Source organism: Rheinheimera sp. MM224 (assembly GCF_947090785.1).
Taxonomy (GTDB): domain Bacteria; phylum Pseudomonadota; class Gammaproteobacteria; order Enterobacterales; family Alteromonadaceae; genus Pararheinheimera.
Genome location: NZ_OX352320.1, coordinates 4,572,440 through 4,588,905, shown reverse-complemented (window position 1 = coordinate 4,588,905; position 16,466 = coordinate 4,572,440). Strand labels below are relative to the sequence as shown.

At 45.6% G+C, this 16,466-nt stretch carries 11 protein-coding genes; 8 read left to right on the top strand and 3 right to left on the bottom strand.

Annotated elements, in window-relative coordinates:
* Positions 1 to 29 precede the first annotated feature (29 nt).
* Together OM978_RS21205 and OM978_RS21200 are read right to left on the bottom strand one after the other, a co-directional pair.
* Positions 30 to 1,250, bottom strand: a complete 1,221-nt coding sequence (locus OM978_RS21205; protein WP_264344409.1) for a sugar MFS transporter — start codon at positions 1,248 to 1,250, stop codon at positions 30 to 32.
* Positions 1,251 to 1,296: 46 nt separating this feature from the next.
* Positions 1,297 to 3,843, bottom strand: a complete 2,547-nt coding sequence (locus OM978_RS21200) for a glycoside hydrolase family 3 protein (RefSeq protein ID WP_264344408.1) — start codon at positions 3,841 to 3,843, stop codon at positions 1,297 to 1,299.
* A 516-nt stretch (positions 3,844 to 4,359) separates the two neighbouring features.
* Here OM978_RS21200 and OM978_RS21195 point away from each other — a divergent pair.
* The 8 genes from OM978_RS21195 (at position 4,360) to OM978_RS21160 (ending at position 15,616) form a co-directional block, all read left to right on the top strand.
* Positions 4,360 to 7,326 (top strand): TonB-dependent receptor, encoded by a 2,967-nt coding sequence (locus OM978_RS21195; RefSeq protein WP_264344407.1) that lies wholly within the window; start codon positions 4,360 to 4,362, stop codon positions 7,324 to 7,326.
* A 196-nt stretch (positions 7,327 to 7,522) separates the two neighbouring features.
* Positions 7,523 to 8,248: a SapC family protein gene (locus tag OM978_RS21190; protein ID WP_264344406.1), complete on the top strand. Its 726-nt coding sequence runs from the start codon at positions 7,523 to 7,525 to the stop codon at positions 8,246 to 8,248.
* 13 nt (positions 8,249 to 8,261) lie between these two features.
* Positions 8,262 to 9,284 (top strand): cupin-like domain-containing protein, encoded by a 1,023-nt coding sequence (locus tag OM978_RS21185; RefSeq protein WP_264344405.1) that lies wholly within the window; start codon positions 8,262 to 8,264, stop codon positions 9,282 to 9,284.
* Positions 9,285 to 9,328: 44 nt separating this feature from the next.
* A complete protein-coding gene (locus OM978_RS21180; RefSeq protein ID WP_264344404.1) occupies positions 9,329 to 10,822 on the top strand; it encodes a tryptophan halogenase family protein in 1,494 nt (497 codons plus the stop codon).
* A 10-nt stretch (positions 10,823 to 10,832) separates the two neighbouring features.
* Complete coding sequence (locus OM978_RS21175; protein ID WP_264344403.1) at positions 10,833 to 11,543, top strand: DUF6445 family protein; 711 nt, start codon at positions 10,833 to 10,835, stop codon at positions 11,541 to 11,543.
* A gap of 139 nt (positions 11,544 to 11,682) precedes the next feature.
* Positions 11,683 to 13,011, top strand: coding sequence for a GH1 family beta-glucosidase (locus tag OM978_RS21170; RefSeq protein ID WP_264344402.1), 1,329 nt, complete (start codon positions 11,683 to 11,685; stop codon positions 13,009 to 13,011).
* Positions 13,012 to 13,063: 52 nt separating this feature from the next.
* A complete protein-coding gene (locus OM978_RS21165) occupies positions 13,064 to 14,395 on the top strand; it encodes a glycoside-pentoside-hexuronide (GPH):cation symporter (RefSeq protein ID WP_264344401.1) in 1,332 nt (443 codons plus the stop codon).
* A gap of 225 nt (positions 14,396 to 14,620) precedes the next feature.
* Entirely contained in the window at positions 14,621 to 15,616 is a 996-nt protein-coding gene (locus OM978_RS21160) for a LacI family DNA-binding transcriptional regulator (RefSeq protein ID WP_264344400.1), read from the top strand.
* Positions 15,617 to 15,662: 46 nt separating this feature from the next.
* Here OM978_RS21160 and OM978_RS21155 read toward each other — a convergent pair whose 3' ends face one another.
* Complete coding sequence (locus tag OM978_RS21155) at positions 15,663 to 16,466, bottom strand: DUF4198 domain-containing protein (protein WP_264344399.1); 804 nt, start codon at positions 16,464 to 16,466, stop codon at positions 15,663 to 15,665.

The window sequence follows — 16,466 nt, the reverse complement described above, 5'->3', positions numbered from 1 at the left end:
GGAATACGCGCCTTGCCCCGGCTTTCGCCTTAACTTGTCACTTTGCGACTGCGTAAACCGAAGTAGCAGATATAGATGTAACAAAACACCGGCAACACAAAAGACAAGGCCAGGCCAAAAGAGTCGGCCAGCATGCCCTGAGCTACAGGCACTAAAGCGCCGCCTACAATCGCCAAACACAATAAACCCGCGCCCTGACTGGTGTATTTGCCTAAACCATGTAACGCCAGACTAAAAATGGTCGGGAACATAATGGAGTTGGCGATACCAATGGTCAGTAGCGCAAATAACGCCAGTTGGCCCTGACCTGTAATCACCAGTACCAGCAATAACATGGCGGCAGCAGCGTGAATGGCCAGTAATAAGCCAGCGTTTATGCGTTGCATCAGTAAAGCACCCACAAAACGACCCACCATAGCGCCACCCCAGTACCAGGCGACGTAATGCGCAGCTTCAGCTTCTGCTAGTCCTGTAATTTCAGGCAAAGCAATAAAGTTGACCATCACTGAACCTATGGCTACTTCAGCGCCTACATACATAAAAATGCCCAAGGCACCGAGCCATAAATGGGTGTAAGGCAATAGAGACTTAATGGATATTTTTTCCGCTGCTGTAGTGTTTTGAACTTCTGGTAACTTCAGACGCGAAAACACAAAAGCTACAGCAAATAAAGCCACTGTCAGTATCAGATAAGGCAGTTGTACTGCATCAGCACCTTCAGTGCTGTCGAGCTGACTCAGGATCAAAGCCGCACCAATAAGCGGGGCAACTGTGGTACCCAAAGAGTTAAAGGCTTGGGTCATGGTCAGGCGACTGGAGGCAGTTTTTGGATTGCCCAATACTGTGACATAAGGGTTAGCCGCAACCTGCAAAATGGTAATACCGGAGGCCAGCACAAATAAAGCGGCCAAAAACCATGGGTAACTATGAAAGCTGGCGGCCGGAATGAAGTTCAGTGTGCCAAAACCTGCAATAGCTAAACCTATCACTATACCTTTCTGGTAACCCAGCTTATTGATCAGCGCACCCGCAGGTAAAGACACCACAAAATAAGCACCAAAAAAGCAGAATTGGATCAACATAGCCTGAGTGTAAGTCAGGTCGAACACGGCTTTTAAATGCGGAATTAAAATGTCGTTCAGACAAGTAATAAAACCCCAGATAAAAAATAAAAAAGTAAGAGCAGGTAAAGCCCAGCTACTGATTGGTGTGCTGGAACTCTGCACTTCGGCGCTTTGAACACTTTGCATTCTATTCCCCATCAGGCCGCCTGGTGACGGCCATTATTGTTATGTATTAATGTGTCGCACAACTCAGATCAGCTGTTGCTGTGGCTGGTGTTAAACGGATATTCGAAATACTTAGTTGGTATGCCGCCTCACTATGCAACACAAAAGGTTGCTGCAGATGATTTAGCGCCGCGCCTTTGCTGGCAAAACAACTTAAATCAATCACCACTTTGTGCCATTGGCCTGCAGCTTTACTGCCGATCAGTTCAGCTAAATTCAAAGTACCACCACAGCCCGAACCACAAGACTGAGCTAAAGTGACAGCTGCTGTTGGTGCCGCATTCCATTTCATATCGACCACCAACTGACTATAACCGCTGGCATCCAGCGGCACAGCAGCTTGCAGTACCAGTTTGGCTTTAGAATTTGCAGCCCAGTCCAACAGTAAAGCGTCTTCCTGTTTTTGCCAGTTCACTGCGGCTAAATTCAGGCTTTGGTCGGCACTTTTGGCTTTGTTACCTGTGACTGTGACTACTCCTGCCTCGTCCTGCAAAATCAGGCTGTAGCCTGAGGCCGGGCGGCGCTCAAATAAACTTAAGCTGTCATTGTTGGTACTTTGCGCACTGTTGATTTGCTCGGATAAGTCATTGGCAACAGTGGTTTTGTCCTGATAAGTCAGGCCATAACCCAAAGCGAAAAGTGGAGCATAGTTAGTGTCATCTTGATTTAACGGTGTTTGATCTGCTGTTTTTGGCCAGGAGAATGGCAGTTTGCCTTTAAAGTCATGTTGGATTTCCCCAGCGGCAGTTTTGAATAACACTTCTGCCACAGCCTGACCTGCGGTACCAGGTAACCAGGCCGCTACAAAAGCATCGGACTGATTCAGCTCAGGGTTTACCCATAAAGGCCGGCCCTTTAAAAACACTGTCACCACCGGAATACCCTCGGCCTTAAGTTTTTTCAGTAATTCCAGATCGGTATTTTTACCAGCCTGATAATCCAGAGTGCGAATGTCACCATCAAATTCGGCGTATGGATTTTCACCTATCACCACAATAGCCACATCAGGTTTTTGCTGATAAGAGCCATCAGCACTCAGCTCGACTGTGCCTTGGGCCGCTTCGACTTGCTGTTGTATGCCTGAATAAATGGAACGACCATTCGGGAAGTCTGCATTGACGTTGCCCGTGCCTTGCCAGGTTAAAGTCCAGCCACCACTTTGTTTGCCAATATTGTCAGCACCATCACCTGTCACTAGTACTTTTTGTTTTGGAGCCAATGGCAATAATTGAGCATTATTTTTCAGCAACACTAAAGATTCACGCACGGCTTGAGCTGCAATAGCCTGATGATCGGCATGACCAATCAATTCTGCTTTACCCGCCAGTGCTGATTGAGCAGGGTTGCCGTGTTCAAATAAACCAGCACGAATTTTGACTCGTAAAATGCGGCTGACGGCGTCATCTAAACGAGCTGCTGATATTTCACCTGCTTTGGCCTGAGCCAGAGTGTTGGTATAGAGCGCTTTACCATCTTCCGGTGCCATTAATATATCAACACCAGCGTTGATAGCGGCGGCACAGCTATTGTTGGTACAACCCGGAAGCTGGCCATGACCGTTCCAGTCGCCAACCACTAAACCATCAAAACCCATACGTTCTTTTAAAACAGTGGTCAGCAGGTAATGATTACCATGCATTTTTTCACCGTGCCAGCTGTTAAAAGACGCCATCACAGTTTGCACACCAGCATCCAGGCTACTGATATAACCCTGAGCATGCAGGCGCACTAAATCGGCTTCATTGGTTAATGTATTGCCCTGATCTTTGCCGTTTTCAGTGCCACCATCACCCAGATAATGTTTGGCTGTGGCAATTAAACGGCCGCTTTGCATAAAGTCAGAACCAACATTGCCCTGAATACCTTTGACTAATGCTGCACCGAGTTCTTTTACCACAGTAGGGTCTTCCGAATAACTTTCGTAACTGCGGCCCCAGCGATCATCACGGGCTACTGCAACAGTAGGCGCAAAGATCCAGTTAATGCCAGTAGCTGCTACTTCCGCTGCCGTGGCTTTACCTATGGCTTCCACCAACTGTGCATTGTTGGCTGCACCCAAACCAATATTATGTGGAAACACTGTCGCGCCAATTACATTGTTGTGACCGTGCACTGCATCAGTGCCCCAAATAGGTGGAATGCTGCTGCCATCTTTAGTTGAATCCACACCGGCATCGTAATACGCCTGAGCTAAAGCCACCCAGTCTGCTGCTGTAGAGTTTTTATTATCATTTGGATAAGCACCACCGCCATTTAAATAAGAACCAAAACCATACTGGCGCATATCTTCCACTGTCATCCAACGGATATCCGGCTGGATCAACTGAGCCACTTTTTGCTCAATGGTCATAGCGGACAGCAGTTGCTGCACTTTTTGTTCTGTATCCTTGTTGGCTAAAGGGCTTTTTAATTCTGGCCACAGATTCAGACTTTCAGCTGGAGCTGCTTTGACTTCTGTCGTTTTCTCAGTGGCCGTATTTTGTTGGCCGCAACCAGATAAAGTCGTCACAAGGGCAGCACTGCACAACAACGCCAATGGGGTGTATCGAAACATAATGGGTATCCTGTTGAGCTCTGTCTGTTTTTGTGTCCGCTTCTTTCTGAAAGCCGGGTCTTTTCACTGTGTCAGCAGAGTTTTTATCGGCGGGGCTGGCAGGCAAATCAGCGGTTTGTATGATCAAATGCATACAAAAGCTCTGATGGATGCTTGGTATTCTGTCCCCGTGTCCTCCGGACTTATCATCAAGTTCCGGCATGCAAATCTTTGATTTGCTTATTATTGTTTTTAGTTACTTTGCATTTTCTCTGTCATTAAAACTGAAATTGCGCAATTTCTTCAGCAATAATGCAATTGTAAGCGGTTTCATTTTTAGCTGATAAACTGATTATTGCCAACTGTTTTTTAACCAAAATGTAAGATTTAGTTTTTCTGTATTGACGAGTTAAAAAAAATCACCTAAGTTTGTGAAAGCGCTTACAGTTAGTTTTGGGGAGTAAATAAACTACCTGTCCGGCGTTATCGAATTTCGTTGCAAGTAAAAAACCAAAAACAGTCGACAGGGAACTACACATGAAATCCAAAACGTTCAAAAAGACCAGACTCGCCACCAGTCTGTCGTTAGTGCTTGGCGTGGGCGTTGTTATGCCTGCCTTCGCGGATGACGCGCAGGAGCAAAACACCAAAAAAGCCGAAGAAAAAATTGAAGTGATCAGCGTCACCGGTATTCGCGGTAGTCTGATTAAATCTATGGACACCAAACGTTCATCCACAGGTATTGTGGATGCAATCTCCGCTGAAGATATAGGTAAATTCCCTGATACTAATCTGGCAGAATCGCTGCAGCGTATCAGCGGTGTATCTATTGACCGTGTAAACGGTGAAGGTAGTAAAGTATCTGTCCGTGGTTTTGGTCCGGACTTTAACTTAGTTACGTTGAACGGCCGTCAAATGCCTGTGACTACAGGTTCACGTTCTTTTGATTTCGCCAATATTTCTGCCGATACCATTAGCGGTGTTGAAGTCAATAAAACCAGTTTTGCTAAAAATCCTACCGGTGGTATAGGTTCGGTTATTGACGTGCAAACCTTAAAACCTTTAAGTGCTGGCGGCGAAAAAGCTGTATTCAGTGCTGCTATGGTCGATGATAAATCGACTGAAGAAGGTAGTGCTACTCCTGAGTTAGCAGGTTTATATTCCACGACTTTTAGCGACGATAAGTTTGGTGTGTTAGTGTCCGCCAGCTATCAGGAACGTGAAAGCGGTAGCCAGCAGGCTAACGTAGGTACAGGCTGGCGCAGTTTTGCTGGTTCTGTAGATAATACTTCTGGCCAGTGGGGCAGTATCCCTGTCGATAATCAGGTGAACCGCCCTGGCGCTGATGATGTGTACTCTGTGCCACAAACAACCATCTACAAATTTGAAGAACAACAACGTGCCCGTACCAATGGCCAGTTAGTGCTGCAGTATGCTCCTACTGATAATCTGACGGCCAGCGTTGACTATACCTACATGCGCAATGATATCGACACTCAGTACAATGATGTGTCTGCCTGGTATACCTATGTACCTTCACAAAGCATCTGGACTGATGGTCCGGTATCTTCTCCGCTGATTTATTCTGAGGAATACAGTTCTCCAGCCGACTTGTCTATGGGCGCTGGTGATTCTGGCGTACGTAACGAAAGTGGTTCATTAGGTCTGAACCTGGAATGGCAAGCCACTGATAACTTAAAACTGAGTTTTGATGCTCACCAATCTGACGCTGAATTCAAACCAAACCATGTATTGGGTTCAAGCAATACCTTAAGTACTGCTGCTTTTATCCGTAACAGTGCTGCGACCGATTTTACCGGTGAAATGCCTTTATTGTCAGTGGGTGGCGGTAACTCGGTTAAACCTTCAGACATGATTGTAACGGGTAGCGTATTTGGTAACTCGACCAACAAGTCTGAAATTGACCAGTACCAGTTTGATGGCGAATATGTGTTCGAAAACGGCAGCAGCATCGACTTCGGTATTGCTCTGACTGACGTGGACAACCATTCAAAATCAGTCAACGTACAGCGTAACGACTGGGGTGGTGTGGGTCAGGCAGGTGATTTCGACGATTCCTATTTCCCAGCTGGCACTATCCATGACAAATTCAACGCTGGTAAAGGTAATTTCTCTTTAATGCCAGACCGTGATTTTGAAATCCTTGATACCATTTTCTTCTGGGATTTCAATACAGTACGCGCCCGAGCTGAAGAGTTATACACGCCGGACGGTTTTGTTGGCGCCGGTGATTGTGGTACCAACTTCTGTCCTTCTACCGATTACGATAGTGACGTCAACCGCTATACGAAAGAAGAATCACAATCTGCTTATGTGCAGTACAACTACGAAAATGAACTGTCCGGCATGCCGTACGATGTTCATGTAGGTGTACGTTATGAAACAACAGATGTGACTTCAACTTCAGCTGTCGCTGCATACAATGGCGCCAGTTGGGTGGCTGACACTGAAATCGTATTACAAGCCAGTGGTGAGCGTGAGTTCCAGACGAAAACAGGTGATTACGACTACGTATTACCTAACCTGAATTTCAATATTGAAGTGGTTGACGATGTAATGTTACGTGCTGCTTATAGTGAAACTATAGGTCGTCCTGACTATATTTCTATTCAGGGTGGAACAGTAGTGAACACTATAGCTAACCGGGCTGGCGGTGGTGGTAATGCTGGTAACCCAAGTCTGTTGCCTTTAGAGTCTAAAAACATCGATTTATCGGCTGAATGGTACTACTCTCCGGCAAGTTACGTTTCTTTAGGTTACTTCCGTAAAGACACCAGTAATTTTATTAGCAACTCTATTGTGGAATCGACTATCTACAATATTCCAAACCCAGTTGACGGTGATAAATATGCTGAAGCTGTTGCTGCTGTAGGCAACGATGCTGGTGATATCCGCGACTGGATTTTTGCAAATTATCCAAATGCCCCTGGTGTTGACGTTGCTGCCGGCACTATTGATGGTGTAACAGGTGAAGACAATGCGTTGGTCTTCGACATCAATACACCATCTAATGGCGCAAACTCAGAAGTGATTGATGGCTGGGAATTTGCGGTACAGCATGCCTTTGGAGAAACTGGTTTTGGTACTATTGCCAACTACACCATGGTCGACAGCGAAACGTCCTACAACAATTTCCTGTTGCAGGATCAGGCTGCTCTGATTGGTTTAAGTGACACTGCCAACGCCATTCTGTTTTATGAAATGGATGGTTTCCAGGCTCGTGTTGCCTATAACTGGCGTGACGAGTTCCTGAACTCTAAAGGTCAGGATACAGGCGCCCATCCTAAATACACTGAGGCGTATCACCAGATTGATATGTCAGCCAGTTATGACCTGCCACAAGTTGAAGGTTTAACCATTTTTATTGAAGCCTTAAACGTGACTGATGAGCATATCCGTGTGCACGGTCGTGCCAAAGAGCAGGTGTTAAGTCTGGTTGAATCAGGTGCCCGTTATAGTCTGGGTGCTCGTTACAGCTTCTAAGCTGTAAAGGGCCATAAGGATATGGCCCACTCTGTTTCCATTTTTTGAAGCAGCATCTTCAGCCCTGGCTGAAGATGCTATATCTTGATTTTTTCTATAGCTTCGTACTTAAACAAAAAACCAGTAGCATTCGCGTTAAGCGACAGGTTTAATCAAACTATAACTAAAAAATACACTGTAACGGTCGGGATATAGCATGAGTAAGAATGTTTTATTAAACAGCGTTGAACACAGAGACCTGAAAGTCATTACGACCAGAGGCGCACAATATGGTGATGCAGTCTGGTTTGCTGTCACTTTTCCTAAAGAATTCCGTACAGTTCAGGCCCACTACCCAATTTTTTTTCATAAAGACAACAACAGCAATCAGTTTTTTTCTGTCACCCTGTTTGGTTTCCAGGATCAGGAAAACCTGTTTTTACAACAGGATAACTGGCGTGGTTGTTATGTGCCGCTGATGCTAAGACGTCAGCCGTTTTTGATTGGTCAGCAACTGGTGCGTGAAGACGGTATTGAAACGCCGCAACGGGTTATTCATATCGACTTAAATAATCCGCGTGTCAGCAGTACTGAAGGCGAAGCTCTGTTTTTACCTTTTGGTGGCAGCAGCCCTTATCTGGATGAAGTCGCTTCGATGCTGGAAACTATTCATCATGGCATGCTCGACAGCAAAACTTTTATCGATCTGTTGCTTGAGCATCAACTGCTGGAATCCTTTACCCTGGATTTAACCTTCAGCAATGGCCAGAAGCAGCAACTGGCAGGTTTCTACATTATTCATGAAGAAAACCTCGCCGCTTTAGCTCCAGAGCTTTTAGCTCAACTGCACCAGAAAGGTTATCTGCAGGCAATTTATATGGCCATCGCATCTCAGTCCAATATTCGCCATTTGCTGCAGTTAAAAAATAAGCAGTTTGAGTAAGGTCTGGATAGCCATGCACAGCACAACGCCATTAGCACAAGTAAAAACTCTGGAAGGATGCGACTTAGCTGATGCGTTGAGTTTAATAGCTAATGCCCATCAACCTTTGATATTCAAAGCCTTGTGTAAAGACTGGCCGCTGGTCAAAGCGGGTCTTGTGTCAGCCTCGTCTGCCGCAGATTATATTCGTCAATTTTATCAGGGGCTTCCGGTCAGTGCCTGTTACCTTGATCCCGATCAGCAAGGCAGGGTGTTTTATAACCCAGAGCAAAATGGCTTTAATTATCAGGGCGGTAAAATAGACTTTAATCAGTTATTGGACCGCCTTTTTGCGTTAAACAGCCAAACTCAAGTACCGACCTATTACATGGGCTCCACGGAGATCAACCATTGGTTTCCGGGTTTGGCAGAGCACAATACCTTACCAATGGAAGGTATCAGCCCGCTGACCAGTGTCTGGCTTGGTAATCAGTCCCGCATTGCTGCTCATTATGATTTTCCGCAGAATTTGGCCTGTAATGCAGTCGGACATCGCACTTTTACCTTATTTCCACCTGATCAAATTGCCAATTTGTATCCGGGACCTATGGAGTTTGCGCCAGGCGGTCAGGATGTCAGCATGGTGGATTTTGCCGCGCCTGATTTTGAGCGTTTCCCTAAATTTGCCGAAGCTCTGCAGCATGTACAACTGGCAGAGCTGGAACCTGGCGATGTGTTATTTATTCCGAGCATGTGGTGGCACCACGTGCAGGCGTTGGACGCTTTTAATGTGCTGATCAGCCACTGGTGGCGCGATACGCCAGCCTATTTAGGCCGACCCAATAATGCTTTGTCTATGGCGGTGCTGAGCTTACGCAGTTTGCCTAAGGCGCAGCGTCAGGCCTGGAAAGCTATTTTTGACTACTACATTTTTGAGCACGATGAAATATCACAAGATCATATTCAACCAGATGCCTTAAAGATGTTAACTAAGCCACTGGATGAGCTGAATGCGCGCCAGATCCGGGCTGATTTATTAAATAAATTAAAACGCTGACAACCAACTAAAAATATAAAGACACCAATCAACAGGGTGAACAGATGAACAACGAACAGAACAGAATTAAAAAAGTAGTGATAGCAGGTGGTGGCACAGCTGGCTGGATGACAGCAGCGGGCCTGACCAAATTGCTGGGCAAAAACCTTGAAGTGGTTTTAGTGGAGTCTGACGATATTGGCACTGTGGGAGTCGGCGAAGCCACTATCCCCACTATGCATATCTTCCATCGCTTACTGAATATCAAAGAATCTGAAGTGATGGCAGCCACCAATGCTACTTTTAAGCTGGGTATTCAGTTTGAAAACTGGAAAACAGTAGGCGAAGACTATATTCACTCCTTTGGATTTTTAGGCAAAGACTGCTGGGCCTGTGGCTTTCAGCACTTTTGGGTAAAAGGCAGACAAAAAGGCATAGCGACTGAAATCGGTGACTACTGTGTCGAGCATTTAGGCGCTCGTCAGGGCCGCTTTGCAGTGTTGCCAAATCAGGATCTGAACCACGCTTACCATATGGATGCGTCCTTGTATGCCAAGTTTTTGCGTCGCATGTCTGAGCAGCATGGTATTAAACGTATTGAAGGTAAAATTCGTGAAGTTCAGCAGCATATGGACGGTAATATCAGTGCTTTATTGCTGGAATCCGGCGAGCTGATTGAAGGCGATTTATTTATCGATTGCACCGGCTTCAGAGCTTTGTTGATTGAACAAACACTCAATACAGGTTTTGAAGACTGGAGTCACTGGTTACCTTGTGACAGCGCTTATGCAGTGCAAACCAAAACCACACAAGAGCCAGTGGCGTACACTCGCGCTATAGCCCGGGATGCTGGCTGGCAATGGAAAATCCCACTGCAAAGCCGGGTGGGTAATGGCCTGGTGTTCTGCAGCAAATTTATGACAGAAGCAGAAGCCAAACAAACACTGATCGAGAATGTCGAAGGTGAGATGATGTTTGAGCCACGCTTAATTAAGTTTAAAACCGGCACCCGCCGTCAGCATTGGAATAAAAACTGTGTGGCCATTGGTTTATCCAGTGGTTTTCTCGAGCCTTTAGAGTCGACCAGTATTCATTTGATCCATCGCAGTATTATTCGTTTGCTGCAGATGTTTCCGTCCCACGGCATTGTGCCTGCGGATGTAGCTGAGTTTAACCGCCAGACTAAAATCGAAATGGATAATATCCGCGACTTTATCATCCTGCATTACAAAGCCACGGAGCGTACTGATACCAAGTTCTGGCGTTACTGCAAAGATATGCAGATCCCGGACACGCTGGCCCACCGGATGGAATTGTTTAAACAATCCGGCAAGGTGTATAAGTTTGCTCAGGAATTGTTTGGCGAAAGCTCCTGGTTGCAGGTGCTGATTGGCCAGGGTTTGATGCCAGAACAGTATCATCCTATTGTCGATTTAATGCCGGACTCCGAGCTGAATGATTTCCTGATGAGCATTAAACAGAATGTGAAACGCACTGTGAGTCAGTTTCCGACTCACCATGAGTTTATTCAGCATTATTGTAAGTCGTCTTTAGTCTGAGTTGACCAGGATGGAAGCGCTGAATTATCAGGTCAATACCGCCATCCGGCCCGAAATTATCTATCTCGGGCTGGAAAAAACGCCATTGATTATGATTGATAACTTTGCTCTGGACTTGTCTGGTTTACGCCAGCAGGCTCAGCACAGCGATTTTATGCGCGAGAACCAAACTTATTACCCAGGCCAGCGTGCAGTATTGCCAAAAGATTATGTGGCCGCCAGCTTAAATGCTTTGTATCAGCTGATTTATAAAGTCTATCAGGTGCCGGAAAAGCTCAGATTAAAGCCACAAATGCTGTTTTATGCGCTGATCACTCAAGCAGAAAACAGCCTGCATCCGCTGCAATGTATGCCACATTTTGATACCAGCGCGCCTTATTATTTTGCGCTGTTGCATTACCTGAATGACGGCCCTCATGGCAGCACAGGTTTTTTCCGGCATAAACCTACAGGTTTTGAGCGGGTGGCCGATCAAAGGCGGCAGGACTATTTCCAGTCAGCACAAAACTTTATTGATACTCATGGTGCGCCACCTCAGCGTTATCAGGTGCAAAGCAATGAGCATTATGAGCTGTACTATCAGATCCCCTATCAGGCGAACAGACTTATTATTTACCCTGGTAATCTGCTGCACTCTTCACTGGTGGATGTCGCTACTGATATAGACGGTTCGCCGGTCAGTGGGCGTTTAACCGCCAATATATTTATAGATTTCGTATAACCCAAACCACCTGAACTCATAACACAAAGGAACTGAATATGGTCACGACAGCACTAAAAATGAAAGCGATTACATTGCCAGTGTTGTGTTAATCAGACCACTTTTACCCTCCAATTTTAAAGATGAAAAGAAGATAACGATGAACTATGAATTGCCAAAAGGCTCAAGACTGCTGAAGAAAGAATTTACTTATGGTGTGGCCACTTCATCTTTCCAGATTGAAGGTGGAGTTGACGATCGCCTGCCTTGTATCTGGGATACCTTTTGCGCTACACCGGGCAAAGTAAAAGATGGCTCAAACGGCGATTTGGCTTGTGATCATTACAACTTATGGCGTGACGATATCGCGCTGATAAGCTCTTTAGGGGTCGATGCTTATCGTTTATCTATTGCCTGGGCAAGGGTGATGAATAAAGACGGCAGTCTGAATCAGCAAGGTGTGGATTTTTACATTGGCATTTTAGATGAGCTAAAGGCAAAAAATATTAAGTCTTTTGTCACTCTGTATCATTGGGATTTACCTCAACATATTGAAGACCAGGGCGGCTGGTTGAATCGCAATACGGCCTACTTATTTCAGGATTATGCCGACAAGTTAAGTAAAGCCTTTGGTGACAGAGTTTATTCGTACGCGACCTTAAATGAGCCGTTTTGCAGTTCGTATTTAGGTTATGAGGCCGGTATTCACGCTCCTGGCTTGACTAAAAAAGCCTATGGCCGTCAGTCAGCGCACCACTTATTGTTAGCTCATGGTCTGGCAATGCAGGTACTGCAGAAAAACAGCCCAAACAGCATGAATGGTATAGTGTTGAACTTCACACCTGCTTATCCGCTAACCGACAGTGTTGCCGATCAAAGAGCGGCACAGCTGGCCGACGAATACTTCAACCAGTGGTATATCAAACCAGTATTTGATGGTGCTTATCCTGATTCTTTCGCCTTGCTGGCGGATGAAGACAAGCCAGTGATTGAAGAAGGTGACTTCGACATTATCAAAGCGCCGCTGGACTTTTTAGGCGTCAATTTCTACACCCGCACTGTCTATAAAGCCGCTGAAGGCCGTGACTTTATTGAAGTCGATATGGTTGATGCTCCTAAAACAGATATTGGCTGGGAAATTTATCCACAGGCCTTTACCGATCTGTTAGTGTCTTTGCATCAGAAATATAAACTGCCTCCTGTTTACATTACCGAAAATGGTGCAGCAGCAGCCGATCAACTGCACAATAGTGAAGTCGACGACCAACTGCGTTTGTCATACTACCAGTCGCATCTGAATGCAGTACATCAGGCGGTCGAGCAAGGTGTAGATATTCAGGGTTATTTTGCCTGGAGTTTAATGGATAACTTTGAGTGGGCTGAAGGCTACTTAAAGCGGTTTGGTATAGTGTATGTCGACTACAACAGCCAACAAAGAACTGTGAAAAACAGCGGTCTGGCTTATAAGCGCTTAATTAGTAATCGTTAATTTATAAAAAATAATAATTTCAAATCAACAATTTATATAGGGTGCGCTCACCATGGTTAGTGTTAAGGAAAAAATTGCTTATGGCCTGGGGGATACGGCAAGCAATATAGTATTCCAGACCGTCATGTTGTTTCTGACGTTTTTTTATACCGATATTTATGGCATTTCGCCTGCTTTTGTCGGCACCATGTTCCTGGCTGTGCGTATTATCGACGCAGTGACAGATCCTATTATGGGGGCTATTGCCGACCGCACTGAAAGCAAATACGGCAAATTCCGTCCTTATTTGCTTTGGTTTGCTTTGCCATTTGGCCTGATCAGCGTGCTGGCTTTTACTACGCCAGACTTTGGTGAAGAAGGCAAAATGATCTATGCCTTTGTCACTTATACCCTGCTGATGCTGGTGTATACCGCTATCAATATTCCGTATTGTGCTTTAGGTGCTGTACTCACTGCTGATCCAAAAGAGCGGGTGTCGGTGCAGTCGTACCGTTTTGTCTTTGCCATGCTCGGTGGTCTGATGGTGACTGCTTTAACTTTGCCTCTGGTTGAGTTTTTTGGTCAGGGCGACAGAGCTAAAGGCTATCAGCTGACTATTATGGCGATGAGTGCATTAGGTGTGTTGATGTTTTTGGCCTGTTTTTACGGTACTAAAGAGCGTATCAATCCACCTAAAGAAGCGGTTAGCCGCAGCTATATGGATAACTTCCGTCAGTTGTGGAAAAACGATCAGTGGCGTGTACTGGCGCTGGTGGCTTTATGCCTGATGAGTGGTTACGTTTTACGTACTACACTGGCTATTTACTACGTGAAGTATTATCTGGAAATGCCGGACAGTATCACCTTATTTATCACTTTGGGTATGCTTGGCAGTATGGTCGGTTGCATTGTTGCTCAGCCTTTGGCAAAACGTTACTGCAAAGTAAAACTCTATATCGGTATCCAGATTTTGGCTGCGGCCCTTTGTGCCAGCAGCTATTTTGTCGCTGCTGATAATGTCACTCTCGCCATTGCTTTGTATGTGCTGTGGAATCTGGTATTTAACACCGGCACGCCGTTGCTGTGGGCCAAGATGGCTGATACCGTAGACTATGGCCAATGGCGCACAGGTATCCGCACTACAGGCATGGTGTATTCCTCTATTATTTTCTTTATCAAAATGGGCATAGCTGTAGGTGGAGCTTTGGGTGGCTGGCTATTGGCTGGTATAGGTTATCAGGCAGACGTTACTCAAACCGAAGAAACCAAGGCAGGTTTATTGCTTGCTTTTAGTTTGTATCCAGCCATTGGTTCTTTAATTGTCGCTTTTGTAATGGGTGCTTATAAACTCAACACACAAAAAGTTGATGAAATCACGTTGGAATTGAAGAGAGTCGCAGAATAAATCCAAAAGCATTGAAAGTTGCAGGGAGGCGACAAGCAAGGGAGACCCCAGGAACATAGACACACTATGTGACTGGGGCGAGGGAGCGCAGTCAACAAAGCTGCATTTTCAAGGATGACGGATGTAAAAGCTGATAATATGACGGACTACAGAGCACTTCAGTCTTTGCTGAATTACTCTGTAGTTCCCGATTCTCTTAGACTTAACAATAAGTGACAGCACTATATGGCGACCATTTACGACGTTTCACTGCTTGCAGGTGTATCTCTGGCTACGGTATCCAGAGTGATGAATAAAAACACCAATGTCAGCGAAAAGACCAAACAAAAGGTATTAGCCGCTATGGCTGAATTAGGCTACAGGCCTAACACTTTTGCGCAGTCTTTGGCGTCGAATTGCTCCAATAGTGTCGGTGTGTTGGTTTCACAGTTGGATGGCCCGTATTACGGTCCTATGATGGCTGAAATTGAAGCCGCGCTGCGGGCTGATAACCGCCATGTCATTATTGCCGTGGGTCACAGTGATGCGGCTCAGGAAATAGACAGTGTTGAGTTTTTGTTGAGCAAAGGCTGTGACGCACTGATCCTGGATGTAGAAGCTATCTCCGATGACTACCTGATTAAGCTTAGCCAAAGCTCAACTCCTATAGTGCTGATCAACAGATACATAGCCGAAATCAGCGACTGCTGTATTTACCTGAACAATGAGTTAGGTGGATATATGGCTACCCGGCATCTGATTGATTTAGGCCATAGGGATATTGCCTATATTTCCGGACCTTCGAAAAAACACGATGCAATAGAGCGTCTTGAAGGCCATAAACGAGCTTTGGCAGAAGTAGGCGTTTCCTTTGATCCTGCCCTGTGTTTTGAAGGTGATTACAAAGAAGACAGCGGCGTGGATGGTATGAACTACCTGTTCGGCCAACACAAAAAATTTACTGCTGTGGTTTGCGCTAACGATCAGATGGTATCCGGCGCTATTTCGGTGTGCCTGGAACGTGGCATGAAAATCCCACAGGATTTATCTTTTGTTGGTTACGACAATATTCCTTTTGCCCGTTATGTCTCACCTAAGCTGACCACAGTGAATAACCCTATTCATGAAATGGGAAAGATGGCGGCCCTGTGGCTACTGAAAAACTTGTATAAGCATGATCTTGAAGTGGAAAACGTATTTGAACCAGAACTGGTGGTGCGTAACTCTGCTATCAGGCTGTAGTTTTTCGAAAGGAAAGCCTCTGTGCTAAAAACACAGAGGCTGAGATTTAAGGTAAAGCAGCTTCTAAAGTTAAAGTTAAGCCTTCACGGACTTGGTCGGCTAACTCAGATTCAGCTTTGGCTGAATAGGATGCTTCAATCAGGAATACACCAGCTTCAACAGGCGTATAAGTAAACTGGCCAGTTGCATCGGTTTTATGTTGAATACGGCCTGCTTCGTCGCGGTAACGTTCGCCTTCGTATGACACTTCCAGCTCCACACCAGCTTGCGCCTTACCATTGACTAAAAAGGTAAAAGTAACAGGCTCACCCGCTACTATGTCAGCTGGATGCACAGAGCTTTTAAACTCTAAACCTTCGTTTTTCAGTGCCAGTACTTCAGACGTTGGTTTGTTGACTGTGATAAACGCAACTGAACGACTGCGGCTTTGGCTGGTCACTACATCAGTTGCATTAGCCGGTAACTCTTTAGCCCGGGTCTTTTTGTCAGCCATCAGGCGCTTGCGCTCATCACCTACTTTGTACATAGTGCCGAAACGTACAGGACCGCCTAATTCCAGTTTGTACGTACCTTCAGCATTTAACTGTGCATCGACCTGAGATTTACGTTTACCCTGGTATTTATGCTCAATAGCCTGCTTTTTACCGTCAGGCGTATACAAAGCCACGTTATCTACCGGAATACCTTTGTCAGCAACAAAGGTCATGTTCGCGGCGCTGACATCAGCCGACACCCAGCTGCCTGTTTTAGATAAAACAAAGTGACTTGGAACTACCCATAAAGTGTGAGCCAAAACCGGAGCGCTCACTGCTGTTGCAACCAATAATGAAGCCAGAATAGATTTTTTCAT

Coding starts and splice junctions, on each gene's coding strand:
- OM978_RS21205 (WP_264344409.1), bottom strand. CDS start 1,250: ATGCAAAGTGTTCAAAGCGCCGAAGTGCAGAGTTCCAGCACACCAATC.
- OM978_RS21200 (WP_264344408.1), bottom strand. CDS start 3,843: ATGTTTCGATACACCCCATTGGCGTTGTTGTGCAGTGCTGCCCTTGTG.
- OM978_RS21195 (WP_264344407.1), top strand. CDS start 4,360: ATGAAATCCAAAACGTTCAAAAAGACCAGACTCGCCACCAGTCTGTCG.
- OM978_RS21190 (WP_264344406.1), top strand. CDS start 7,523: ATGAGTAAGAATGTTTTATTAAACAGCGTTGAACACAGAGACCTGAAA.
- OM978_RS21185 (WP_264344405.1), top strand. CDS start 8,262: ATGCACAGCACAACGCCATTAGCACAAGTAAAAACTCTGGAAGGATGC.
- OM978_RS21180 (WP_264344404.1), top strand. CDS start 9,329: ATGAACAACGAACAGAACAGAATTAAAAAAGTAGTGATAGCAGGTGGT.
- OM978_RS21175 (WP_264344403.1), top strand. CDS start 10,833: ATGGAAGCGCTGAATTATCAGGTCAATACCGCCATCCGGCCCGAAATT.
- OM978_RS21170 (WP_264344402.1), top strand. CDS start 11,683: ATGAACTATGAATTGCCAAAAGGCTCAAGACTGCTGAAGAAAGAATTT.
- OM978_RS21165 (WP_264344401.1), top strand. CDS start 13,064: ATGGTTAGTGTTAAGGAAAAAATTGCTTATGGCCTGGGGGATACGGCA.
- OM978_RS21160 (WP_264344400.1), top strand. CDS start 14,621: ATGGCGACCATTTACGACGTTTCACTGCTTGCAGGTGTATCTCTGGCT.
- OM978_RS21155 (WP_264344399.1), bottom strand. CDS start 16,466: ATGAAAAAATCTATTCTGGCTTCATTATTGGTTGCAACAGCAGTGAGC.